The 23,229-nt window shown below is 70.3% G+C and carries 16 protein-coding genes and 4 pseudogenes; 13 read left to right on the forward strand and 7 right to left on the reverse strand.

From position 1 onward, the window contains the following. Positions 1 to 140 precede the first annotated feature (140 nt). A complete protein-coding gene (locus ACFU5K_RS20925; protein ID WP_384063782.1) occupies positions 141 to 671 on the forward strand; it encodes a DinB family protein in 531 nt (176 codons plus the stop codon). A 260-nt stretch (positions 672 to 931) separates the two neighbouring features. Here the strand turns inward: ACFU5K_RS20925 and ACFU5K_RS20930 are convergent. Continuing rightward, positions 932 to 1,173: pseudogene (locus ACFU5K_RS20930) on the reverse strand (hypothetical protein); the annotation flags it as partial. 322 nt (positions 1,174 to 1,495) lie between these two features. On the opposite strand from ACFU5K_RS20930, the gene ACFU5K_RS20935 reads away from it, so the two are divergent. Next, positions 1,496 to 2,725: a PP2C family protein-serine/threonine phosphatase gene (locus ACFU5K_RS20935; RefSeq protein WP_384063785.1), complete on the forward strand. Its 1,230-nt coding sequence runs from the start codon at positions 1,496 to 1,498 to the stop codon at positions 2,723 to 2,725. 324 nt (positions 2,726 to 3,049) lie between these two features. Here the strand turns inward: ACFU5K_RS20935 and ACFU5K_RS20940 are convergent, their stop codons facing one another. Beyond that, positions 3,050 to 3,511, reverse strand: coding sequence for an SCO4225 family membrane protein (locus ACFU5K_RS20940; protein ID WP_384063871.1), 462 nt, complete (start codon positions 3,509 to 3,511; stop codon positions 3,050 to 3,052). A gap of 724 nt (positions 3,512 to 4,235) precedes the next feature. On the opposite strand from ACFU5K_RS20940, the gene mobF reads away from it, so the two are divergent. From mobF to ACFU5K_RS20960, 4 genes and pseudogenes are all read left to right on the forward strand, one after another. Further along, complete coding sequence (gene mobF / locus ACFU5K_RS20945) at positions 4,236 to 8,303, forward strand: MobF family relaxase (RefSeq protein ID WP_384063788.1); 4,068 nt, start codon at positions 4,236 to 4,238, stop codon at positions 8,301 to 8,303. 362 nt (positions 8,304 to 8,665) lie between these two features. Beyond that, positions 8,666 to 10,087 (forward strand): hypothetical protein, encoded by a 1,422-nt coding sequence (locus tag ACFU5K_RS20950; RefSeq protein WP_384063791.1) that lies wholly within the window; start codon positions 8,666 to 8,668, stop codon positions 10,085 to 10,087. A gap of 83 nt (positions 10,088 to 10,170) precedes the next feature. After that, positions 10,171 to 10,391: pseudogene (locus tag ACFU5K_RS20955) on the forward strand (transposase); the annotation flags it as partial. A 161-nt stretch (positions 10,392 to 10,552) separates the two neighbouring features. Beyond that, positions 10,553 to 10,840, forward strand: a complete 288-nt coding sequence (locus ACFU5K_RS20960) for a hypothetical protein (protein ID WP_384063794.1) — start codon at positions 10,553 to 10,555, stop codon at positions 10,838 to 10,840. A gap of 28 nt (positions 10,841 to 10,868) precedes the next feature. Here ACFU5K_RS20960 and ACFU5K_RS20965 read toward each other — a convergent pair. Then, positions 10,869 to 11,533, reverse strand: a pseudogene (locus tag ACFU5K_RS20965) (transposase); the annotation flags it as partial. Here ACFU5K_RS20965 and ACFU5K_RS20970 point away from each other — a divergent pair. Next, positions 11,513 to 11,875: pseudogene (locus tag ACFU5K_RS20970) on the forward strand (GNAT family N-acetyltransferase); the annotation flags it as partial. The pseudogenes ACFU5K_RS20965 and ACFU5K_RS20970 overlap by 21 nt on opposite strands. A 282-nt stretch (positions 11,876 to 12,157) precedes the next feature. Here the strand turns inward: ACFU5K_RS20970 and ACFU5K_RS20975 are convergent. The 4 genes from ACFU5K_RS20975 to ACFU5K_RS20990 form a co-directional block, all read right to left on the reverse strand. Next, positions 12,158 to 13,708: a hypothetical protein gene (locus ACFU5K_RS20975; protein ID WP_384063796.1), complete on the reverse strand. Its 1,551-nt coding sequence runs from the start codon at positions 13,706 to 13,708 to the stop codon at positions 12,158 to 12,160. After that, positions 13,708 to 14,100, reverse strand: a complete 393-nt coding sequence (locus tag ACFU5K_RS20980; protein ID WP_384063799.1) for a hypothetical protein — start codon at positions 14,098 to 14,100, stop codon at positions 13,708 to 13,710. The genes ACFU5K_RS20975 and ACFU5K_RS20980 overlap by 1 nt, the downstream gene beginning before the upstream one ends. 141 nt (positions 14,101 to 14,241) lie before the next feature. Beyond that, positions 14,242 to 14,814 carry a hypothetical protein gene (locus ACFU5K_RS20985; RefSeq protein WP_384063802.1) on the reverse strand — a complete coding sequence of 191 codons (573 nt, stop codon included), beginning with the start codon at positions 14,812 to 14,814 and terminating at the stop codon, positions 14,242 to 14,244. Between the two features lie 23 nt (positions 14,815 to 14,837). Then, positions 14,838 to 15,890: an NlpC/P60 family protein gene (locus ACFU5K_RS20990; RefSeq protein ID WP_384063804.1), complete on the reverse strand. Its 1,053-nt coding sequence runs from the start codon at positions 15,888 to 15,890 to the stop codon at positions 14,838 to 14,840. 358 nt (positions 15,891 to 16,248) lie between these two features. On the opposite strand from ACFU5K_RS20990, the gene ACFU5K_RS20995 reads away from it, so the two are divergent. Genes ACFU5K_RS20995 through ACFU5K_RS21020 form a run of 6 tightly spaced genes read left to right on the forward strand, consistent with a single transcriptional unit; the run spans position 16,249 to position 23,160 of the window. Further along, positions 16,249 to 17,073, forward strand: a complete 825-nt coding sequence (locus ACFU5K_RS20995; RefSeq protein WP_384063807.1) for a hypothetical protein — start codon at positions 16,249 to 16,251, stop codon at positions 17,071 to 17,073. 24 nt (positions 17,074 to 17,097) lie between these two features. Continuing rightward, the gene (locus ACFU5K_RS21000) at positions 17,098 to 17,433 is read left to right on the forward strand and encodes a hypothetical protein (RefSeq protein WP_384063810.1); all 336 of its coding nucleotides are present in this window, start codon (positions 17,098 to 17,100) and stop codon (positions 17,431 to 17,433) included. Positions 17,434 to 17,442: 9 nt separating this feature from the next. Continuing rightward, on the forward strand, positions 17,443 to 18,225 hold the full coding sequence (locus ACFU5K_RS21005) for a hypothetical protein (RefSeq protein WP_384063813.1): 783 nt from the start codon (positions 17,443 to 17,445) through the stop codon (positions 18,223 to 18,225). Next, a complete protein-coding gene (locus tag ACFU5K_RS21010) occupies positions 18,215 to 20,086 on the forward strand; it encodes a hypothetical protein (protein ID WP_384063815.1) in 1,872 nt (623 codons plus the stop codon). The genes ACFU5K_RS21005 and ACFU5K_RS21010 overlap by 11 nt, the downstream gene beginning before the upstream one ends. A 3-nt stretch (positions 20,087 to 20,089) precedes the next feature. Further along, entirely contained in the window at positions 20,090 to 21,613 is a 1,524-nt protein-coding gene (locus tag ACFU5K_RS21015) for an SCO6880 family protein (protein WP_384063818.1), read from the forward strand. Beyond that, entirely contained in the window at positions 21,613 to 23,160 is a 1,548-nt protein-coding gene (locus ACFU5K_RS21020) for a type VI secretion protein (protein ID WP_384063820.1), read from the forward strand. The genes ACFU5K_RS21015 and ACFU5K_RS21020 overlap by 1 nt, the downstream gene beginning before the upstream one ends. Positions 23,161 to 23,229 lie beyond the last annotated feature (69 nt).

The raw sequence follows: 23,229 nt of genomic DNA on the forward strand, positions 1-23,229 counted from the left end.
TCCAATTTGAGTCCAGACACCTCAAGGATCACAGGAGACGGCGTGTTTCCCGTATCAGGGCAGGTCAGGACACCCACACATACGGCAGGAGAGCCGAAAAAAGCTGGTGCCCGGGCGCGGCAGCGGCGGACTATGGGCCCATGACGTGGACAGCGCCAAAGGTTGAACGCACCACACGGATCGACGGCTTGGCCACCGTGGACGAGCGCCGGATGTTGGAGGGATGGCTGACGTGGCACCGCGAGACCTTGCTGGCCAAGTGCAGCGGGCTGAACGGCGACCAGTTGGCGCGGACGACCGTCGAGCCGTCCGACCTCACCCTTCTCGGCCTGGTCCGTCATATGGCGGAGGTGGAGCGCTGGTGGTTCCGACGCAGGATGGCCGACGAGCCGATCGGCGATGTCTTCACAGGTCCCGCGGACGGCGACGAGGGGATCGAAGGGGTCCGTGCCGCTTGCGCGGAGCGGGACTTCGGGCTGTTCCGGGCAGAGGTCACGGCGTCAGACGCGGCGGCCGCCGACCGTGGGCTCGATGACACCTTCACGTCGTCCCGCGGCGTGACCGTCAGCCTGCGCTGGGCCTACGTGATGATGATCCAGGAGTACGCCCGGCACAACGGCCACGCCGACTTCTTACGAGAGCGGACCGACGGGGTGACGGGTGATGGGTGACGGCGGGGCGGGGCTGCCCGCGGTTGCCATGGGGCAAACCTCGCCGGTCGTGGCACGAGGCGGAGCTCGGAACACCTTGTCGCGATGAGTAGAGCTGATCGACGCAGGCAGAGTATGCAAGAGGTGCCTGACAAACGGATGTATGTACTCCTGGTTCCTTGTGGGAAGCACAGCCTGTGATGACGGCCAGACGTATTTGGGCGAGGGAGTAGTGCTGGCTACCAGCAGGCGACCCGAGTACGGCTGCTGTCTGGTCACCGGTTGGAGGGTATGCCCTTGTAACCGGGTGCGCCCGTGCCCCAGTTCTGGTCGATCACGGAGTCGCAGTCCGTGGCCTCGGGGGTCCCGGCGAAGGTGGTGTTCGCGTAGAACGTCCGCGTGAAGACGGGCGACGCACAGGTCACGGCGGCGGACGCGGGGGCCGCCGCGGGAGCAGGCTGCCCGCGGTGGCGAGTACGACGGCGCTCGCGGTGGCGACCGTCGTTCCTCTGGGTCGGTTCATGCGTTCCTTCGGTCTTGATCGTGCTGGGCAGCGTGCGACTTCCTCGGAAGATCAAGACTTTTGACGACCGCGCTTGGTTGTAGGCCACAGGGAGAACCGATGCTCCGGACCTCCCGGCGCCGCGGACGGCCGCCGCACGCAGGTCCTTGAGCTCGCCGGGGTGACCGACGGCAGGTGACATGCCGCCGATGGCGCAATGGGCCCCTGGGCTGCCGGGCTGGGTCACGCTGTGGGCGTTCGGCCGCTGTCACGTCGGGATCCCGCGGGTGTCCGGTGCGGCAGGTTTCGCCGGACCGCTGTTGCACAAGAGGCGAAGGGCGTCGTGAAGCACTCCGGGATCGACTACGAGGCGGTTTTCCAGGCCTTGCCGGCCGCGGTGGCCCTGCTCACCACCGACCTGGTGTACGCAGACGTCAACGAGGCGTATCTGCGCGTGTCGGGGCGCACCCGTGGCCAGATCGTCGGCCGCTACCTGTTCGATGTGTTCCCTGACAACCCCAACGATCCCGCCGCTACCGGCACGCGCAACCTCCAGGCGTCGCTGCTGCGGGTGGCGGCCACCGGGGAGCGCGACGCAATGGCGCTGCAGCGTTACGACGTCGAGGACCCCGACCGGCCCGGCCGGTGGGAGGAGCGGTACTGGAGCCCGGTCAACGCCCCGGTCGTCGACGCGGACGGGCGGGTGGCGCTGGTGCTGCACCGGGTGGAGGAGGTCACCGAACTGCTCCGCGCCCGTGGCGGGCGCTTCGGCGGGGACCGGACCAGGGCCCTGGAGGCCGAGCTGTACACCGGCGCCCGGGAGCTCCAGGAGGTCAACGAGCGGCTGCGCCGGGCCCACGCCCGCGAACGCGAGGTCGCCCTGAGCCTGCAGTCCGCGATGCTCCCCGCGCCCGGACCGCTGGGCCGCCGCCGTGGCGCTGTGCGCTACCAGCCCGCAGTCGGGTCGCTGAACGTGTGCGGCGACTGGTACGACCTGGCCGAACTGCCCGGCGGCTGTTTCGCGGTCGCGGTGGGCGACGTCGTCGGCCACGGCCTGAGCGCCGCCGGCGTCATGGGCCAGCTCCGCAGTGCGCTCAGCGCAGCCGTCCGTGTGGCCGACGGCCCCGCGGCGGCCCTCGACGCACTCGGCCTCTACGCCCGCTCGGTGGAGGGCGCCGAGTCCACCACCGCTCTGCAGACGGTGATCGACTGCGACAGCCGCACCGTGACCTACAGCAGCGCCGGCCACCCCCCACCCGTCCTGCTGCACGCCGGGGGGACAGTCGAGTTCCTCGACCGGGCCACCGACCCGCCGCTCGGCGCCCGCTTCGAGCACGTTCCGAGAATCCAGGCCGAGGCGGCCTTCTCCGAGGGCGCAACCCTCGTTCTCTACACCGACGGCCTCATCGAACGCCGCCACGAGGACATCGACACCGGTCTGAACCGGCTCGCCGACTGCCTCGGCCGTCACGGACAGGAGGATGCGGACACCCTCGCGGACACCCTGCTGGCGGAACTGATCCCTCCGGGTGGCAACACGGACGACACCGCCCTGGTCGTCGTCCGCCTGTGACCGAGCCGCGCGGCAGCGTCCCGGACCTGCCCGCAGACCGGTGACGTGCCCTTGCGCGACGGGCCTCGGGCGAGGCCCCCGTTCCTTGACCGCCTTGCCCACCAGCCGCCCGACCCGGCCGTCTACTGGCACACCTCATGCCGACGTCAGCTGACATTTCGTGTCGCCACCCGCTGACGTTCTCTTGTCGTAGTCGTGCGCGGAGTAGATGTCAGCGCGGCGCAGTGTTTTGTCAGTGCGCCATGCCAGGCCAGATCATGTGAGGCGCAGCTGGGCTTCGTTGCTCCGGTCCCGACCCCGGCCCTCGAAAGCACCCATCTTTGCCTAGGACGCCGATCGCGCGCTCCGCCACCGCGCCCAGCAGCGGAGCAGGGCCCAGATCGCCGTGGCGTTGATCAGGGCGCCGACCAGGATCGGGATGTAGAGGCCGAAGACATCCCACATCTCTGGCTTGTCGGCCACGGACGTGTCCGGGACCCAGTCGGAGGGGAGCGGGTCTCCCACCGCGGAGACGTCTGTGGGCAGCGGGGCTGGCGGCTGCGAGCCGTAGGAAGGCTCCACCATCGGCGCCGTGGCCGAGTCCGCCCCCCGGGAGGCCGCTGCGGCTCCGAAGGAGGTCAGCAGCAGGAGGCTGATCGGCGCAGTGGCCAGCACGGGCCAGATGGCGCCCATGCCGACGTCGCGCCCGGTCCGGCTGGCCACCTCAAGCCAGACCACCATCGCGGCGACCAGCACCAGGTATCCACCGGGCACCCACATCTCAGGCTTCGACCATCGCCGTTCCATCACGTTCCCCACTCCCGACCCCGAACTTCCTGGAGCCAGTGTCGAAGCTGCCTGGCCCGGCCACCTGAGTACGCCTACTCACTCGCGGCGCCTTACGTACCTGGTCAGAGCCGTGCACGGGCCCAATGGGAGGGACACCGCATGACGAACCGCCCGATGTCCGGCACCAGGCGCTGCGGACCGTTCCGCCACTACAGCCCGCTGGTGTCGATGTCGATCCCGAACAGCGCCGGGCTCCGGACCGGGGCACCGAAGGAGTGAGGGCTGCCGACCTCGTGGGACCCGAGCGGCGACCGTCCCGCATACCCGTCGCTCTTCCCCGTCGCACCCGCCGGTTTCGGGACGCCTCCCGCGTGCTGGCCGCGCCGACGGGGCGGCCGTCCCGGAGACGCCCGATTCCGGGACGCACAGACAAGCGAGGGCTGCACGACGTCCGCACCGGGCCGCGTCGACACCCTCAGCAACGACGTCCTACAGCCTCCGACTCGCCGGCGACACGTACCCAGCCACTGACACAAGCCCTGCGCCACCACTGTCAAAACCCTGCGCATCCCACTTACATCAACCCTGCGCACGACATACGTCCTCCCCGCTCGTTCCTCCCCGCTCGTGATCGAATTAGGAGGAAGCACGAAGGGGGTTCCCCTGACGGAGACTCCGGCAGACCGGGAACGCACAAGCGCACAAGCTCGTCTGACGGGCGGTAGGGAACGAGGGGCAGCCGATGGCCTGGGTGACAGCGATCCGCGACGACGAACAGGTCGAGTACCGGTTGAAGGAGCAGGCCGGGTGCTTGGTCGCGGCGTCCGACTCTGCGGTTCACGAGGTGGCCTACCCGGCGCCGGAGTACGGGCCGGGGGAGGAGGGCGACGCCGCTCTCGTGTGGATGGGCAGTGGCCTTGCGGAGGTCGGTCTGACCGCGGCCGCGGTCCTGGACGAGGAGGGCAAGGAGGCGGCCCGGCGTCTTATGGCGGGGTGCCATCCGGAGACCGGCGCCAGGCTGATCCGTACACAGACGTCGGTCCGCGCGCACGAGAAGGCGAAGCTCACGACCGCCCGCCTGGTCGAGGCGATCGAGGCCGCCGCCGAGGAGAAGGGCGTGGCGGCCGCCGACCTGCTGGCGGGCAAGCCGAAGCAGCAGAAGGTCTTGGCACAGCAGCAGCGGATGGTCCATCGCCAGGGCGACCGGCACCGGATGCAGGCGACGACCCTCCACAAGCTCGCCCGCGCCGCCGGCCTCTCCCTCGACGAGGTCTACGGGGAGACCGAGCTGGCCGAGGCGCGGAAGCACGCGGACCAACGGGTCGACGACCGGGTTCGAGGCTGGGACCTGATGCTGGATCTCCCCAAGAGCGACAGCGTCCTGCCGGGGCTCATGGGGGAGGGGGACGAGCGCGAGTACCGCGACCTGGTGCACCAGGCGACGCGGGACACGGTTCGCGAGGTGGAGCGCTGGATCGGGTACGCGGTCGGCTCCGAGGACGGGCAGCCGGTCCGGCTCGCGACCGGCGGGCTCCTGGCCTGGTCGGTGGAGCACCGGTCGGCGCGGCCGATGGGGGACGGGATGCCTGGAGACCCGCACCTCCACCTGCACGTGACGATCGCCAACATGGGCCTGTGCGAGGACGGCGCGTGGCGCTCGATCGGTAACTCCGGCCAGGACCTGCACCGGCACGCCGCCGCTGCCGACGCGTTCTTCAAGGCCCGCGTCCGGTCGCTCACGCACCAACGGTTCGGCGTACGCCGCCAGCAGTCCGAGCGCACCGGCGCCTGGGAGGTGGACGGAGTCCCCGAGCCGGTCCGCGACCTCTTCTCGCGGCGCCACGGCAGAATCGTGGACCTGGCCGGGGACGTGGCCGGGCGTCAGGAGCGGGACCGCGCGGCGGCCGAGACCCTGCGCGCCAAGCACCGCGGGGACGCGTCGGCCATGCGGGGGAGCTGGCGGCGGCGCGCCCTGCACGCCGGGGTCGACGTCGACGCGATGGTCGCGTACGCCGCCCCTGGACCGCCCGGTCCTGACAGCGGCTCAACCGTCGGCGGCCCAGGCCCCCGGATCCCGCCGCCCGCCGACCTCGCCGCGATCGTCTTCGCGCCCGAGACCGGTCTCACCCACGGCGAGAGGACGTTCAGCCGCGCGCAACTGCTCGCAGCGGTCGGCAACGCGCTGCGGTACGGACTGGAAGACGTCGACGGCGTCGGCAGCCTGGACGAGCTCGCCGACGACGTCCTCGACGTCGTCGGGTACGCGGTCCGCGTGCCGGACTACGGCTCCACCGTCATGACGTCGACCGCCCGCTACACAACCCAGGACATCCTCGACGCGGAGAACTACGTACGGGACCAGGCACTCGCCCGCCACGGCGAAGCCCGCACAGCGCTGACCACCGACCAGGCTACGGCCGCCGTCGACGTCTTTCAGGTCGCGGTCGGCTTCGAGCTGTCCCACGAGCAGAACGCGGCGGTGACCCGGCTGCTGACCGGAGGGCACGGCATCGACACCGTCGTCGGCGTCACCGGAGCAGGCAAGTCCGCGCTGATGGAGGCGTGCCGGATCGGGTGGGACGCCGCGGGCATCACGTATGCCGGAGCATGCCTGAGCGATGCTGCCGCCCAGAACCTCACCCGGACGTCAGGTATCCCCGCGCGCACGGTCGCGGCCTGGCTGCAGCAGATCCGCACCCGGAATGGCCTCACCGGCGTCGGCGTCCTGGTCATCGACGAGGCGACGATGGTGGACGACCGGTCCGCCGGCGTCCTCATGCGTGAGGCCGCCCGCAGCGATACGCAGATCATCGGCATCGGTGACCCGGTCCAGCTCCAGGCGATCGGGGCGGGCGGCTGGTTCAGGGAGGTCCACCGGCTGGTCGGCGGGCTCACCCTGCACGGGAACCGCCGACAGGAGGACGCCGCCGAACGGCACGCGCTGGAGGTCTGGCGTACCGGCGACCACGACCAGCCCCTGCGCCTGCTCGCCGACCGGGGCCGCATCCACCCCACCAGGACCGCCGACGAGGCCCGCTCGCAGATCCTCACCGTGTGGGACGAACTGCGCCGCGGCCAATGGCCCGACACCCACGACCTCGTCGACGAGCTGGTGGTGCTCGCCGCCCGTAACGCGGACGTCGACGCGCTCAACGCCGGTGCCCAGCAGATCCGTCGCGCCGCCGGCGAACTCGGCGACGAACACACCTACGCCCTTCCCGGCGGGGCTCGGCTCACCCTGGCCACCGGGGACGCCGTGCGGGTGCGCGTCGACGATCACAGGAGCCGACGCGGTGACGGCTCGGACCTGCTGAACAGGTACCGGGCCGTCGTCAGCGAGATCGCCGAGGACGGGCGGATCGAGATCACCTGGCGCACCCGCGTACGCGGCCAGGACGACACCCACGTGTCCGCGTGGCTGACGCCCGACCAGGTCGCCTCCGGCGCCCTGTCCCTGGGCTACGCCATGACGATCGCCGCCTCGCAGGGGATGACCTGCGACACGAGCCTGCTGTACGGGCACGGTGCGAATGCTTTCGCCGCGTACCCGGGGCTGACCCGGGGGAAGCGGGAGAACCACCTGTGGCTGCCGCTCGCGGTCATCGAGAGCGAGGACACCCGGGCACGACTCGGTGCCGCCCGCACGGAGAAGGAGCACCTCGAGCGCGCCGTCGATGCCTTCGCGCGCTTCCTGGGGCAGTCGCGACCCGATGCGATGGTCTCCGACCCGCTCGAGGAACCGGCGGCCCCCGCCGTCGTACCGCCGCCGACCCGCACTCGAAGCGTGGGCGCCGTACGAGCGCTCACCTCAACCGCTCACGACGAGCGGCAGCGGGCCGACCAGCCGCCCGAGTACCGGCTTACCGACGAGCGGAGGCAGCAGCTCGCACGAACAGAGGATGAGCGGGAGCCGGCAGGAGTTCCGGCGTGGGACCGCCGTCCGTACGGCGACCGGACCGACCAGGAGCTCAACCGGCTCATCGCCACCAGCCCCGTCGAAGCACGACGCGAGGATCAAACGGCGGCCGAGGCCGCAGAGACCGAGCGGGCCTTGCGGCAGCAGATCGCGACGGACAAGGCCCGCAGGGAGAGCCGGGGCCTGCGGGAGGTCGCGCCCATCTACCCGCTGCTCTACCTGGCTGACGAGCAACTGGTGATCGCGCGTGCCGAGCAGGCCCGCGAAACCGCCGCGGCCGCCCACGCGGCGAGGGCGGATGAGCACCTGCGCCGGCTGGCGGCCGCCGACGACAAGGGCCGGCTCGCGCTGCGCCTGGCGGGCACCTCCCGCAAGGAGCATCTGAAGCTCAAGGAACAGGCCGTCGAACAGCGCGCTGCGGGATGGCGGGAGGCCGCAGAGGCTCGGATCGCCGCAGCCCGGGCCGTTGAGACGGCGTGGGAGATCCTGCGGACGAGTCCGTACGCTGCCGTGCTGGGTGCCACGGAACACCGGGCGCCGGACGTCAGCACCCTCGCGGCCCGGCTCACGGTGATGCGCGAAACCCTCGTGCCCGCTCGAGCCCAGCAGATCGACACCGGCGACGAGCGACGGTTCTCCCACGCACACGGGCAGGCGACGAAGGCCCGGGAGAACGCGGCCATGTTCCGGAGCATTGCCGCCGACGCACGGGCCGAGCAGGCCCTGCGAGGCAGGATCGCGGAACAGCACCCCAGGCTCCACGAATCCGAGATGCAGGCGCGCGCCGATCTCCAGAAGGCCCGGGAGAGTCGGGGCGCCCGTGTCACAGCGCAGAACAGCCGCTCGTACCAGCCGACAGCTCAGACCCGTACCGGTCCACGCCGAGGCCTTTGACGGGGGGCGACTACCCGCAGACGGGTTGTGAACGGAAGGCCCTCCAGCGCAAAGCGATGCCGGACGGGAGCGGATGCTGCCGGGCGGCACAGCAGCTCTCGGAGGCGGGCAGCGTCTTGCCGCCGCTCCCATGACCGCATCGGCGTCCGCTGGCCTGCGGCTTCAGTAGGACAAAGCATGGTGGTTGTCACCGATGCGGCGCGTCACCAGCGGCAAGCGAAGCAGGGGCGATGTCACCGCGTTCGGCTTTCTGGTGGGCAGGGCGCCGAACGGCGGCCCTTGGCGATCACGGACCATATTTCGCGCGCCCTACGCGAACCGCGCCCCTACGATCACCTGGTACGACTGCTGGAGGGGCGGGAATGCTTGAGGCTATCGAAGACGGGACAGCGGCAGCGACGCGGCTCGCGGGAGGTACGCCGCTCCACAGCACGCTTGATGTCGCCGACCCCGCTGACTGGCTCGCGCTGGACGCAGGAGTGCGTGAGGTGGCCTGGCACCGCCCGGAGTTCCTGCCGGGGTGGGAGCGCTCCGCCCCACTGCCCGCCGACCCGACTCAGCTCGGCGAGTCTCGGCTCGCACTCGCCCTCTGCCACCGGGACGGGAGGATCCGTCAGGAGGCGGTGCGTCAATCGGTTCCATACCCCGGTCTGCTGCCGTTGGTCGTGATCCGCTGTGCCGATTGGGTCGGCCCAGTGCGCGAGCACGCCCGAAGGTTGCTGCGTGAGACCCTGAACGTGGGCTCTGCCCTCGACCTCGCGCCGCTCATCCTCCGCGTCGGCCGCCGCGACAGAGGTGCCTTCGGCGTCGATGTGCTCGGCCAGATTCTGCGCCAGGCATCCCACGGGCAGCTCGCTGTTCTCTTCGCTGACCCCGACCGCATCGTCCGGCGGTTCGCGTACCGGCTTGCCATCGAGGGCCAATTGCTCCATCCCGCTGAGCTGGCCCGCGCGGCCGCCGGGGACCAGGATTCCGTGGTCCAGGACCTGTGTGCCACAGCGGCGCTCACGGCTCTGGGGGATGAGGATGCCTACGAGGGTGTGCTGCCTCCACTGCTGTCCGCACGCAACCCGCGTACCCGTTCGGCCGGCGTCACCGCGCTGAGACGGGCGGGGCGGTCAGAGCAGGCGGAGCCGTTTCTCAGCGACCGTTCCGCGCTCGTGCGTGCTTGCGCCCGGTATGTCGTACGACAGCAGGGTGTTGACCCGGCGGCCTGGTACCGGGAGCGGTGCACGAGACCGGACGACCCCGCGTTGCCGCCCGGTGCGGTCATCGGGCTGGCCGAGTGCGGGAACCGCGCGGACGTCGGACTCTTGCGGCTGCTGCTCGTGCACCCGGCGGCCGGGGTGCGAGCGCGAGCGGTGGCAGGACTGCGGGCACTGGACTGCGCGGATGCGGAGCAGCTGCGGCCGCTCCTCGACGACCCTGCCGCCGGTGTCGTCCGCGAGACCGCCGCCGCCCTGCTGCCCTCGGCCAGGGAACTGCCCGCCGACTGGCTATTGGAGCGCACCAGTACCGATCGGCCGCGGCACGTCCGCGTCGGCGCATTCCGGCTGCTCGACGCGCGCGGCGGCACCGTGGCGCTACGGGCGGCGGTCGGTCTGTTCCAGGACCCGGATATGAAGCTGCGCACCTGGGCCAAGCAATCAGTGCAGCGGTGGCATCCGTCGCCGGACGGGCGGCGCGGCGACGCGGAGGTGGGTGAACTGCTCGACCAGAGCCGACACCTCTTCAGCGACCACACGCTGCGCCGGCGTAAGTGGGAAGCCGGGGTGGACAGCTGAGACTGCACCACGGTCCCGAACTCTGCTCAGCACTCACCCACCGGTGGCCCCTGGCGACAGCACGCCTGCCTTGGTGACAACGCGGTGAGTTCGTCTTCGGTGACCCCGCAACCTGGGGCATCGAGCAGGCCGCGACGGCCACGGACACCCGGCTCTACGGGAAAGCGATCGCGCAGGCATGGGACCGGCTGCACCCGCGACTGACCCGCCGAGCCGCATGGCTGCACCACGACGGGCCACTGCACTGCCCATCATCGAGGGCACCATCATCCGCCTGGCCGTAAAGAAGCTGCCCAGGGGTTCGGTCTTCTTTGTGCGGCATGAGACTGTCTGGTCGTGCCAGAGATGATGAGTGGGCTGGAGGCGGCCTTGGCTGAGGGGTCGTCTTCTTCGTGGAGGCAACGTGTTCGGGCCGGGCGCGACCTCGCTTCCTTCGCTGATGCTCCTAAAGCTGCGGAAGCGCTGGTGAGGCTACTGCTGGACGTCGAGGACACGGCGGTGACTCGACAGACGGCAGAGGCCCTGGCCCGGGTGGGGACGGTGGCCGCCGTACGGCTCATTGCTCTCGCGGTTGCCGAGGCTGACGACAACCAGGCTGACTGGCTGCAGACCGGGGTGTGTGACGCCCTCGTGGGACCGGACGGTGTGCCGGACGTCGCAGCGACCTGCGCGAAGCTCGCCCGGGACCAGGAAGAAGCTGTCCGGCGGGCTGCCGCAGATATCTCGGCGTGGACAGACGGCACAACGCGCTGACCTGAATTGATCTGCCTGGCGGCATGGTTCATGCCGCCGTCGCTAGGGGGATGTGGGGTTCGTAGAAGGTGCCGTCGCGGAGCATGGCGAACAGGACGCTGATGCGTTGGTGGGCGAGGCGGAGGAGGGTGTGGGTTTTGCGGCGGGCGCGCATTTGTCGTCTGCCTCGGGGTGCGTGTTCGCTGTTCGCCGTGGACCTAGGTTCCCGACGACTTTGCTGTCGGTGCAAGACCGGCGTAGGAGGCGAGGTGGGCGGCGGTGGGGAAGTTGGTGCCGTCGCACGGTGGTCAGCAGTACTGCGTCGGTCCTGACGCCTACGCCGGGCATCGAGGTCAGGACCTGGGAAAGAGGGTGCGCCTCCAGCAGGGTGTTGATCTGGGCTTCCAGGGCCCGGCGCTGTTCGTGGACCGCGGCGAGCGAGCGTGCCAGGGAGGGCACGACGATGCCGAGGGTGCCGGTCCCTGGCACGATAACGGTCTGCTCTTCGAGCGCGTCGAAGACTTCGTCGATCAGCCGGGTGGCCATGCGTGGCGCCTTGGGCCGGATGAGTTCGACGAGGCTGCGGCGGCCGGCCTCTCGCAGTGCGGCGGGGGACCCGCGGCGCTCCAGCAGCCAGGTGACGGCCTGGTGGTCGAGGCGGGGGCCCAGGACGCGTTCCAGGCCGGGGTGGAACTGGGTGAGCAGGCCGCGTATGAATGGCGGGGCGACTTCGACAACGTCTCCCTCAACGCTGTACACGCCGACGGCTTTGGGTCACCCAGTCGCTCAGACCGACTGACGAGAACGAGTTGAGCGCCACAGCCTCGGCTGGGTCTGTGCACGGGAAGACGGCTCTCTGATCGGCTTCGTCAACGTGGTCTGGGACGGGCGGAGCTCATGCCTTCATCCTGGATAGAGCCGCGCTCGTCGCAACCGCGGCCAATGAAGCCCGTGCCGCGAAGTGCGAGTGGCTTCACGTCGACTTCGAGGAGCACCTGCGTCCCTTCTATTTCAATACCTGTGGCTTCAAGGGAGACGGCAGCCGGACTGATCGCCTGTAGCGCGGTGGGCCAATTCCCTGCCTGCTATACGGAATGTCAGTTGTCACGCACAGTGGTGCCACCACAAGAGTTGAACCGGAGCCCCTGTCAACGAAGCCAGGACGCAGATGGTCGAGCGAGCAATCCTGGAGGTTGATGAGTTGCGGTCAAGACAACCTTCATATGCCGGCAGCCGTACAGCGGAAGGTGCGCGGTCACTGATCCGCAGTCTGCGGGTCAGTGACCGCGGCGCTGAGGCACTGACGGGCCAGACCGGGTACGGCAGCGGCACAGTCTGCTACAGACTCGTCCGCCGCTGCCGCACCTGCGGCCGCTGCTGCACTCTGATCCCGGACTGATCCGGCCCGGCTGCCCTCCGGGCCGGTCCCCAACCCTGCGCGGCTGCCGCCAGCGTGCTGTGCGCCGCGGCATCCAGCAGCGCGCGCGGTACTGGCACTCCGGCCTGCGCTGCCACGTCCAGCAGCGACACCGCCGACGCCTGCTCTGCCGGCAGGACTGCCTTGTACGAGCGGGACAGCGCTTCCAGCTGGTGAGGGTGGACCGGTCGGAAGCGGTGGTTCTCCGGTCCGGGTGCCTGGTGCTCGAAAACGTCGGTGACGAGGCCGCCCCGAGCCAGGCTCACGGCCTGCGGCGCAGCGAGAGCGAGTTGCCAGCCGGCGGCGGGCAGCCGGTACAGGGCAGCGGCCAAAGCTCCGGCGCCCTGCGCGTCGGCAAGGATCTCCGATCCTCCCCGCGGGTCTGGGCGGGTCGCGGTCTCGGGCCGCCACTGCGGTCCGTACAGCAACTGCCCGACGCGGACGGCCGCTGTGTGGGCGATCAAGGTGGCCGGGTGGGGGACGACCTGTGGCAGGCGTACCACCTCGCCGCGCCGCACGATCTCGTAACTGGGCGCAGGCAGCTTCGGGTGGGATCGCGGGTCGGAGATGTCCACGATCCGGTGCCACGCTGTCGCGGACTTCTGCCAGGCCTGCGCCGACCCACGCAGCACTTGCGCGCTCTCCCGCAGGGAGGCGGCAGCCTCGTCAGGCAGTTCGTCGGCGACCCTGAGCAGCACCCGGCCGGACAGGAGTCGCTGCATCGCTGTCCAGCGCGCCAGTTGCTGGAGGTCCGATCCGCTCATTCGGTGATCGGAGCGGTGGTGCAGCGTTTCGAAGGCCGCCCGGGACAGGCGGTCGCAGTCCTCGGCAAGGTTCGCCGGCACGTCCCGTGTCCTGTCGGTGGGGTGTGCCTGTACGGGGGTGACGGGCAGTGTCAGCGAGAGGGCGCCGATCGCGGTGTCCGCGTCGCGGGTCCCGTCCCGGCCGAAGACCGACGCCTCGGAGAGGAAGCGGCGGACGTCCGTGAACGCTGCCGCGATGGAGGGGTCCAGGGCGGCCTGGGCGAGCGTGGACGCTACGTCGGCCGCACCCCAGGCGAGTTCGGCGCACCGACGGGTGAGGTAGTGATGGGCCGGGCCTGTGGTGAGTGCGTATGCGTACGCCGTCAGCGGTACGCGGTCGGGTCCGCGGTGGCTCTCGATGACGTCGCGCACCGCGTGGACGGCGGCCGCGGCGTCGAGGAGGTGCCCCTCGGCCGGCCCGCCGCCGGGGGAGGGCAGCAGACCCTGCGCGGACTGCAGGGCATCACTGGCCTTCCGGAGGTGATAGACGAGATCGCTCGTGACGGACGACTGGGGGGCGTCCTCGTCCCCCATGCCCAGGGGCTCGGTCAGGGCCGACAGGAACTGGTCGAGGTGACGGGCGGAGGTAGGACGGTCGGATGACGGAGCTGCTGCTGCCGTCCGGAGCCGGGCCCCGGCCGTGTCGAAGAGCTCGTCGAGCGTAGCCATCACAGCCCCCGGACGGCGGCCAGCGAGCGTGCGGCGGTAGCCGCGTGCTCGGCGGCTCGACCCAACTGGGCGTCCTCGGCGGCGAGGCCGGCCAACGCCCCATGTGCCCTGTCCAGGAGCGCGACGTACGGAGCGAGTCCGCCCGGGCCGGCCTGGATCTCGTTCGCATCGAGGGGGAGTGGGCGCCCGGTCTCAGGAACCGGCAGGAGGGAGCGGGCTGCCGAGCATTCCTGCGCGGCGGTGAGGGCGAGGACATCGTCGCTCGCCTCGTCCCAGGTGACGGCATCAGCCACTCGCTCTCCGAGATCGAGTGCGTCCCAGGCTCCGGCCAGCACCGTGGCGGGATGCGTCGATGCCAGAGCTGCGTCCAGAGCGTTCATCGCGGTGTTCATGAGGGCCTCTTCCTTCTGTTGCGCGTCCGTTGAGGGTCTGTCGCGCGTTGCAGCGGATGGGAATCGTGGCACCGCATCCAGTAGGAGCCCCAACCCCCTGTGGATGACGGAGCGCTTGTGGACGGAGCGGTCGTCAGACACTCAGGTGATGCTTCTGGCCTCGCGTGCAGCGGTCAGGGCCCGAAGCCGCTTGCGGGTCCGACGGGCCACTGCCGACTCCGGCCCGTGGATGTCGGTGACCGTGCCCAGGAGTTCTGCGCCGAGCGCGGGTGCGTCGGCGTCCGGGACGGTGCGCCACAGGCTGTAGACCCGGCGGGTGGCCTCCTCGGTGTCAGGGTGACCGGGCCCCTGGATCGTGGCCCGCAGGCGGGCGGTGTGCAGGTACCACCCGAGCGAGGTCGCGTGGTCGTTCGCCAGGTACGCCAGATGCGCGCGGATCTCCCGGATGTGAACCGTGTTGAGGTGCTCCGGGCCGTACTCGCCGGTGACCTCGGCGTCGAGCTGGTAGGCCGTCCAGGCGGCGTCCTGGAGCCGGCCGGCGGCCGCCGTCGCGGCGATTTCCGTCAGCCGTCCGCGCAGCACCTGCGGGATGCGGGCCACGGACCGCTCCGGCGGGACGGCCTCATGCCGGACGCCCCAGAAGGCCGGGGTGACGGTGCCCCAAGGGTGGAAGACCTCTTCGTGTCCGATGTGTCCAATGTGCCCGGTGTGCATCTGCCGTCCTTCGGTCTCGCCCGTCACCACTGCACCACCCGGCGGACCTCGGTGACGCGGGTGACGGCACTCGTGGAGTTGCGCCAGCTGCTGTACGAAACGACGCGAGTCCGCACCCCGGTGCGTGGAGCCTCGATGACCATGTTGTCGCCGATGTACATGCCTACGTGCCCGGGGCGGGCATCGGAGCCGTCGCTGCCGGGGTTGAAGACCAGGTCCCCAGGCCTGGGCCTGTCGACGCTGACATGCGTGCCGATGTCGGCCTGGTCGTAGGTCACCCGCGGGATGCTGATGCCGGCTGCCTTGTACGCCTGCTGCATCAGGGACGAGCAGTCGCACCAGCGAGCGGAGTCCGCACCATGGGCGTCGGTGCAGTCGCCGCCGAGTCGGTACCAGCCGCCCTTCTGCTCGAGGGCCCACGCGACGGCGGTGCGGACCTCGCGGGGTGCGCCGGCGGGCAGGGTGTACCCGGCGGGCAGTTGCACGTCGGCGCTCGTTGCCGGGGCGGTGAACTGCTTCGCCAGCGCCATGATGTTCCTGACGTAGTGGTACGTCTGGCCCTGGGCGAAGTCCGCAGGAGGGACACCGCGGTACTCGTCGACTCTGCCCCAGCCCGCGTTGTAGCCGGCGAGTGCCAGCTCCGTCGGTGATCCGTCGTATCGGGGGTGCGCCTTGCCCTTCCGCATCAGGCTGCACATGAACTTCCCCTGACCGGCGATGGCATCTGCGGGCTCCCAGACGCTCCTGGTGCCGTTCCCGTTTCCGTCGGTCGCCCAGGTGGGCCACGTTCCCGGCATGAACTGGGCGATGCCCTGGGCGCCCACTCCAGGGGATTCAGCCCGCGGATTGAAGTTCGATTCCTGCTTCAGCTGCGCCCCCAGCACCGCAGGCTGAAGTCCTGCGTCGCAGTCGGCGGCGGCCTTGAGGATCATCGACGCGTACAGGGACGGCACACCGCCCCGGCCGATACGCAGACTGCTGGCCGTCGGTCCGAGGCTTCCGCCCGCGGCTCCGCTGTCCTCGTCGAAGGCGGCGATGAGGAGTACGACACCCACCCCCAGAGCCACTGGGGTCATGACGGCCCCGCCGACGGCCACCGCCAACCATCGTTTGATGCGCACAGTCCCCCTTGGCCTGCACTAAAATTTGCTGAAACGAATCCGCATACTCAGTCCGCTTCAAGCCGTCGAGCAGGATGCAGACGGGTAACCGGATGTGACACTATGCCATCATTGCTTGGTGGAGCCAGCATTGAGCGCCCCGATAAACCTTCCATCTGACCGGATTCGGGCACTCGAAGTCGCCCGGTATGGCAGGGTGGAGGGAAGTGTTAGCGTATGCGAATAATTGGTGCAGCCGGTGGGGGTTAGCGTGGGCAAAAGGGACCTACCTTCGATTGCGCTCTCCACGGGGGTCCGTCTGGTCGTGCCGGTAATGGCTGCTACGGGTGGCAGCGGCCGGTCGACCGTGTCGGACCTGCTGGCGGAGCGAATGGCTGCGGCCGACGCGACCACCGTCGTCCTCGACACTGCTCCACGCCTCTCGTCGCCCTGGCCGTCGTGGACGGCTGGGCAGCAGTCCGGCGGCTTGGCGGCACTTCCGCCGGACAGGCCGCTCACCCGCTCCCAGGTGCGGCATGCTGCGGCTGCACGGCCCGGTACCGGACGACCCGGCTGGCACGTACTGACCGACGGCCGTGACTGGCACAGCCCTCCGCTCGCCCTGCCCCACGCTCCGGCCGCCTGGCTGCAGTTGGCCGCGATCGGCGGCTGGCAGTGCGTCGTGGCCGACACCCCGCACCCCGTGTCCCACGACCTCATCGAGTCCCGGTGCGCCGGGCAGACCGGGCAGACCCGGTCCTGGTACGAGCTGCCCTACGCGGTTCCCGTGCTGTGCGCCTCCGCCACCGCCGGCGGCGTACAGGCCCTCCAGCAGGCGGTGATGGCACTGCACGCGGACGGGATACCGCTCCAGCGCACCGTGGTGGTCCTGGTCGCGCAGTCGGACGGGCGCGTTCCCGCTGTCGCGCGGGCCGGCGCCGCGATGCTGTCCGCACGCACTGCCGCGGTCGTCCACCTTCCGTACGACCCGCACATCCGCGCTCACGGGCTGCGCACGGTCGCCCGCCTGCGCTCACGTACCCGGCAAGCGGCACGTCTGCTCAGCGAGGAAGTCCTCGCGGCAGCCGGAGCCTCATGGGGCACGCCGCTCCCGGACGCACCGCGACCCGCGCCGCTTGCCGTGGTCTCCCATTCGTAGCCGAGCCCTGACGAGGTGTTCCCGATGACGCTCATGGACGCTGTCCACACTCTTGCCACCGACCCGGGCCTGCAGGTACTGGCCGCAGATCTGCCGATCGTGCCGAAACCGGCGCCCGCTCTCCCCGCCGCGGTGAACAGCCAGGTGCAGACCGTCCTGAACTGGACCGCGGGATTCGGCCTGGCCGCCGCGGTGATCGGAGGCCTGACCGGCTGGCTGCTGGTTGCCGTCGGCCACAACACGGAAAGGGCGCAGTTGGCGGCCAGGGGCAAGCAGTCCGTGCTCTGGAGCCTGTGCGGCGCCGGTGGCATCGGCCTGACCAGCTCGCTCGTGCTCGCGGTCTACAACATGTCGATCTGAGGCGCCGGCATGGACAACCACGAAGGCAGTGCCCGACGGGCCAAGTTCCTGCTTGCCGGGCTCGCCGTGCTGGTCGTCGGTGCGGTGAGCGCCGGGGGCGTCACCGCGTACTCACTGCTCGACGACGACCACTCCCGTACTCCGGCAGCCGGTTCGACGGCCACCCGTGAGGCGAAGCCGTCCGGCTCCGCCTCGGACGATGACAGCGCGCAGATGACGCCGGAGCGAGCCAAGAAGGTGTCGCTGAACGCGCCCACAGGACAGAAGGGGGGCGTCAGCACCGGCTTCCCGCACAGCCCCGGGGGCGCGATCTCCGCTGTCGTCCACTTCTGGGAGGAGTACGCCTGGATGGACGACCAGAAGGCCCGCCAGCAGCTCGAAGTCGTGACATCGCCGGACGCGGCCGGGTACATCGACAAGCAGATCTCCGAGGTCCGCACACTCCGGGAGGGCGCGGGGCTCCCCGCCTCCGGAGGCACACCGGCGGGGATCACCTTCACGACCACGGTGGAAGCCGTGCGGATGCGCAGCCTCGCCGGCGACCTTCCCCGCGGCGACGTCGTCCACATCTGGCTGAGCTTCGACAGGTACGCGACCACTCCGGACAAGGCCACGGACGACAACCCCGTCAAGGGGGACACCACGGACCTCATCGTGAAGTGGCAGGCCGGTGCGTGGAAGATCACCGACGAGGCGAACTACGTGAAGCAGCGCACGTTCCCCGTCGCGTACGACCCGGATTCGCCCTTTGCGTGGCGGGACCAGTGGATCCAGGTCAGGCATGAGGACTGAGCACTCGCAGCACTCCCCGGCAGCCAGGGTCCGGTGCCTCTTGCTCGCCCTGCTGTTCTGCATGGCCGGCGGCGTGGTCGCCGCCCCCGTCGCAGCGGCCGATCACGACGGCAAGCACGCCGATCACGGGCCCCCCGAGCCGCCGCCGCAGGAATGGGCCAAGGGCGGTGACGTCGCGGGCATCGACACCCAGGGCCACTGGTGCGTCATGGACTTCGGGGCCACCGACGGGGACTGCAGGCCCGCCGAAGCCGGTGAGCTGCCGGGCACCATCGGCGAGTGCGAGGGGGCGGACGGCAACGCGGCCAGGAACTGCGGCGAAGCCGATCGCCAACGGTATGAGGAGCTCCGCCTCGAGAAATGGCGCAAGGCCTACGACCAGGAGCAGGGCAACTTCGAAGAGCTGAACAAGTTAGTCACCGCCTGCGTCGAGAAGGGCGGCACCTTCCAGGAGTGCCTGCGGGACGGCCAGCACACATACCCGCCGGACGCGAAGAACCCGGTGACCTGGGCGGCGGGGAAGATCAGTGAGCTGGCTTCGGACGCCTTGCAGGAGGCAGCCCGCTACATCGGGAAAGCCGTGGTGTGGCTGCTGGAGGAGTTCGCGGAGATCTTCAATTCCTCGTCGACCATCGACCTGTCCAGGACCGGGATCGACTCGGTCACCGGCGTCATGACATCCCTCTCCCTGGTGATCGCCACCTTCCTCCTGCTCCTGCAGTTCGGGAAGGTCGCCGTCAGCCAGCGGGGCGAGCCGGCCGCCACCGCCGTCATCGGCCTGGCGAAGTGGGCAGTGATCTCCTCCGTGTACGTGCTGGCCACCCAGACCGCTCTGTCCTGGTCGGACGCGGTGTCCACCTGGATCATCAACTACACCTTCGACGGCGGCGGATCCGGCGAGGCCGATGCGACCGAGGCGATGCAGCACCAGCTCGGCACCCTCTTCGGAGGACTCATCACCGGCGGGGGAGGCGCCGCCACAGTCGGCACCGCACTCATCACCGGCGAGGGGGTGGCCGCCGCGGCGGTCGGGGTTGTCATCGTCGTCGGCATCATCTGCATCCTCGCGATCGCCGCGCTGTGGCTCGAAGTGCTGCTGCGCCAGGCCGGCATCATGATCCTGGTCGCGACCATGCCCGTCGTTCTGGCCGGCCAGCTCTCGGACTCCACTCAGGAGTGGTGGCCGAAGGCACGCAACGCCCTGATCGCCCTGATCCTCATGAAGCCGATGATCGTGCTGTGCTTCGCCATCGGATTCGGCGCGATGGCCGAAGGGCAGGGCGTGCAGAACATGTTCGTGGGCCTGGTCATCTTCATCCTGGCCTGCTTCGCATGGCCCGTGCTGGCGAAGTTCATGACGTTCTCCACGGTCGGTGGGGGCAGCGCGATCGCCTCCGGCCTCATGAGCTCCGTCGGGTCGTCCGCCGCGTCGGTGAGCGGTGGCTACCGCCCCGAGATGGGCGGAGCCGGCGCGGTCGGCGGCGGCAGCGCTTACACCCAGGCCCTGGAGCAGGACACCGCCCAGACGTCGACGAGCGGTTCCAACGCCACCCCGGTATCCGGCGGTGGCGTCGGCGGGAGCGCTGCGAACGGTGCCGGGCGGTCCTTCGGCTCGAAGGTCTTCGGAACAGTCGCACTGCCCCTGCAGCTTCTGGCGGCAGGCAAGGACACCCTTGAGTCCGGCATGTCGAGCACTGCCGGTCACGCAGGACTCGACCACGGTGCCGCAGGGGGCCGCCACGTCGTCATCGCCCAGCGCCGCGTACCGGCCGGCTCGGGGCATCCACCCGAAACCCGGCCCGAAGGCACGGACATCCCGCCGCCTCCGGCGCAGCCTCCCAGCCCTCCGACGCAGGGATAGCCCATGACACGACCCGTCACCTACAGCGGATGGCAGTCGGAGAAGTCAGGCTTCATGGGGCGCCTCTCCGGCCCCGGATTCGCCCTGGTCGCCTTCGGCTGCACGCTCCTGCTCATCCCCGTCAACCTCGCGAGCTGGGCCGCGGCCGGTGCGTGCGTGCCGGTGGCCGCGGTGCTCCTCGTGCTCGCGTTCGGCCGTGTCAGCGGGCTGAGCGCCGATGAATGGATCCTGCTGGCAGTGAGGCATCAGATCGCCGTGGCGCGAAATCAGAACGTCTTCGTCTCGGGGCCGTTCGCCCCCCGCTCGGCCCGAACCGGCCGGCAGCCGATGGACCTGCCCGGCACCTTGGCCAGGCTCCGGATCCTCGAGGCACCGGACGGCCTCGGCGGTCTGCTGGGAGTCGCGCACGACCCGGTGGCCGGGACGTACACCGCGGTGTCCCGGGTCTCCTTCCCGGGCCTCGCGCTGGTGGACACCGACAAGCAGGCTGCACGGGTCTCGTCCTGGGCAGCCCTCCTGCGGACCTTCTGCACCGAGGACTCTCCGGTCGTGCGGCTGTCCGTGCACCAGCGCTGCCTGCCCGACGACGGCGCCGCCCTGCGGTCATGGACGGCTCACCACATCACTCCTGACGCGCCTCCTGCCGCGGTGAGCGCCCTCGCGGACCTGATGGAGGGCGCGGGGCCCGCGGCCACCAACCGCGAGACCTACCTGTCAGTGACCCTGTCCGCCGGCCGCGCCCGACTCGCGATCAAAGGAGCCGGCGGCGGTCAGGTCGGTGCTGCCGCCGTCCTGGTCAGGGAAATCCACGCACTGGGCGGAGCACTGAGCACCGCGAGCCTCCAGGTCATGGAATGGCTCTCCCCCCGGAAGGTCGCCCAGAGCATCCGCACGGCGTACGACCCCGACGCCCAGGTCGCGATCGCCACAACCAACGCAGCCGCCCGGAACCCCGGATGGGAAGGCGTCGAAGAGGGCGTCGACCCCGCACTGGCCGGACCGGCGGCGGCGGAAACCGGATGGGGCACGTACCGGCACGACGGGGCGTGGACCGTCACCTATCAGGTGCGCACCTGGCCCAAGGCCCACGTCTACGCGACGTTCCTCCAGCCGCTGCTGCGGCCCCGGCGCAACGCACGACGATCCATGAGCCTGGTCTACGAGCCGCTCGGCCCCCGCCGCGCCCGTCAGGAACTGGCCCGCGAGAAGAGCAAGCGGTCCTCTGCCCGCTACCTGCGCGCCAAGACCGGACGGGACGAGAGCGAGGACGAGCGCCGCGAGGTCGATCTCGCCCGCAGCCAGGATGTCGCCCGCGCGGCTGGGCAGGGCGTGGTCCGGATGACAGCGGTGCTGTCGGTGACCGTGACCGATCTGGAGGAGCTGGAGACGGCCTGCGCCGAGATGCAGGCCGACGCAGCCGCATCCGGCCTGGAGCTACGGCGTATGTGGGGCGCCCAGGACGTCGGATTCGCCGCCGGCGCCCTGCCCCTGGGGCAGGGCCTCCCTGACCGGCGGGTGGGCTTCTGATGGGCCTGCGGACACGACGTCGCCTCACCGAAACCGAGCTGGACGCGTCCGGAATCGGTGAAGCCACGGGCATCGACACCGCGTATGTCCCGGCGCCCTCCGGCCCGACTCCCGCGGAGCAGCGGGAGTCCCGTCGGCTCGAGGACGCCGAGACCGTCATGCGGGTGGCTCCGCGCAAGGGCTGGCCGCAGCCCTTCGCAGGCCGCTCCGCATCCCTGCCCCGGACCGAGGTGGTCCGGGCCGACACGGGCAACGCGGCCGGGGCGTATCCCTTCCTGCACGCAGGATCGCTGCCACCGGTGGGCGCGTACATCGGGCACAACACGTTGACCACCCAGGCCTTCAGCGCGCATCCGGCCGTCTGGGTCCGAGAAGGTCTCTGCACCAACCCCAATGTGATGATCACCGGCATCCCCGGTAGCGGGAAGAGCGCCCACATCAAAGCCCTGTGCTTCCGGCTGATGGCCTTCGGACACCGGACCCTGATCGCCGGGGACGTGAAAGGCGAGTACGCCGGACTCTGCCGGCACCTGGGCGTCGAGCCGGTTCGTCTCGGCCCCGGCCTGCCCGGCCGCCTCAACCCGCTCGACGCGGGACCACTCGGCGCCGGCCTCGACTGGATCAAGAATCCCGCCGAGCTGAGGGGCCGCCTGCAGGAGATTCACCGGCGCCGCCTGACCCTGCTCAAAGCCCTCCTGGAACTCCAGCTCCGTCGCACCCTCGAGTCCCGGGAGGAGGAGGCCCTGGACGTCGCGGTGCGCGAAGTAACCGGTGAGCTGTACGGACAGAGCAGGCTCGCCGCGCCGACCCTGCCTCTCGTCTACGACAAGCTCCGTGACCCCACCGACGCGATGGCCCAGGAGCTCCGGGTCCGGGACGGCGAGGTCCAGCTGGCCCGCGAGCAGATGGTGTCGATCCGCTCAGCTCTCGGCACGATGGTCAACGGGCATCTCGGCGGTCTCTTCGACGAGCAGACCTCGATCGGCCTGGACTGGGACGCACCGATCCAGTCCGTCGACATCAGTGCCCTCGAGCAGTACGGCGACGAGACGATCGCCATGGTCCTGTCGTGCGTCTCCTCGTGGGCCCAGGCGGCGATCGACCGGCCGGGCCAACGGCCGTGGATCGTCGTCCGTGACGAGCTGTGGCGGCAGATGCGCTCCGGAGGGGCGGCGATGGTCCGCAAGATCGACGCCGACCTCAGGCTGTCCCGGGCAACCGGGACCATCCAGATCCTGGCCACCCACCGGTTGTCGGACTTCGAGAGCGTCGGGTCGGCGAGCTCGGAGGCCGTCGCGATCGCCAAGGACCTGATCTCCTCCTGCGAGACACGGATCCAACTGGCCCAGGACACCCGCCCCCTGCAGATCACCCGCGAGGCGATCGGCCTCTCGGACGCCGAATGCGACCTGATCGGGTCCTGGGGTGCCGGCCAGCGCGGACGGGCTCTGTGGAAGGTGGGCCGCGGGGGCGGCCACGCCGTCCAGCTGGTCCTTTCCCACATCGAGCAGAAGCTGTTCGAGACCGACGAGCGGATGGTCGTGTAAGCCCGTGGGTTCGTCATTTCTGAAGCGTCGAGTGGGCAGAACCCATGGGGCGGGTGTGCTGGAGAGCGG

Source organism: Streptomyces sp. NPDC057428, from assembly GCF_042803195.1.
Classification (GTDB): Bacteria; Actinomycetota; Actinomycetes; order Streptomycetales; family Streptomycetaceae; genus Streptomyces.

What these genes read in the sequence shown, in the direction of transcription:
- ACFU5K_RS21010 (WP_384063815.1), top strand. Translation starts at nt 18,215, where the DNA reads ATGAGGACTGAGCACTCGCAGCACTCCCCGGCAGCCAGGGTCCGGTGC.
- ACFU5K_RS21000 (WP_384063810.1), top strand. Translation starts at nt 17,098, where the DNA reads ATGACGCTCATGGACGCTGTCCACACTCTTGCCACCGACCCGGGCCTG.
- ACFU5K_RS20925 (WP_384063782.1), top strand. Translation starts at nt 141, where the DNA reads ATGACGTGGACAGCGCCAAAGGTTGAACGCACCACACGGATCGACGGC.
- ACFU5K_RS20975 (WP_384063796.1), bottom strand. Translation starts at nt 13,708, where the DNA reads ATGGCTACGCTCGACGAGCTCTTCGACACGGCCGGGGCCCGGCTCCGG.
- mobF (WP_384063788.1), top strand. Translation starts at nt 4,236, where the DNA reads ATGGCCTGGGTGACAGCGATCCGCGACGACGAACAGGTCGAGTACCGG.
- ACFU5K_RS20940 (WP_384063871.1), bottom strand. Translation starts at nt 3,511, where the DNA reads ATGGAACGGCGATGGTCGAAGCCTGAGATGTGGGTGCCCGGTGGATAC.
- ACFU5K_RS21015 (WP_384063818.1), top strand. Translation starts at nt 20,090, where the DNA reads ATGACACGACCCGTCACCTACAGCGGATGGCAGTCGGAGAAGTCAGGC.
- ACFU5K_RS20990 (WP_384063804.1), bottom strand. Translation starts at nt 15,890, where the DNA reads ATGACCCCAGTGGCTCTGGGGGTGGGTGTCGTACTCCTCATCGCCGCC.
- ACFU5K_RS21005 (WP_384063813.1), top strand. Translation starts at nt 17,443, where the DNA reads ATGGACAACCACGAAGGCAGTGCCCGACGGGCCAAGTTCCTGCTTGCC.
- ACFU5K_RS20980 (WP_384063799.1), bottom strand. Translation starts at nt 14,100, where the DNA reads ATGAACACCGCGATGAACGCTCTGGACGCAGCTCTGGCATCGACGCAT.
- ACFU5K_RS20950 (WP_384063791.1), top strand. Translation starts at nt 8,666, where the DNA reads ATGCTTGAGGCTATCGAAGACGGGACAGCGGCAGCGACGCGGCTCGCG.
- ACFU5K_RS20985 (WP_384063802.1), bottom strand. Translation starts at nt 14,814, where the DNA reads ATGCACACCGGGCACATTGGACACATCGGACACGAAGAGGTCTTCCAC.
- ACFU5K_RS21020 (WP_384063820.1), top strand. Translation starts at nt 21,613, where the DNA reads ATGGGCCTGCGGACACGACGTCGCCTCACCGAAACCGAGCTGGACGCG.
- ACFU5K_RS20995 (WP_384063807.1), top strand. Translation starts at nt 16,249, where the DNA reads ATGGCTGCTACGGGTGGCAGCGGCCGGTCGACCGTGTCGGACCTGCTG.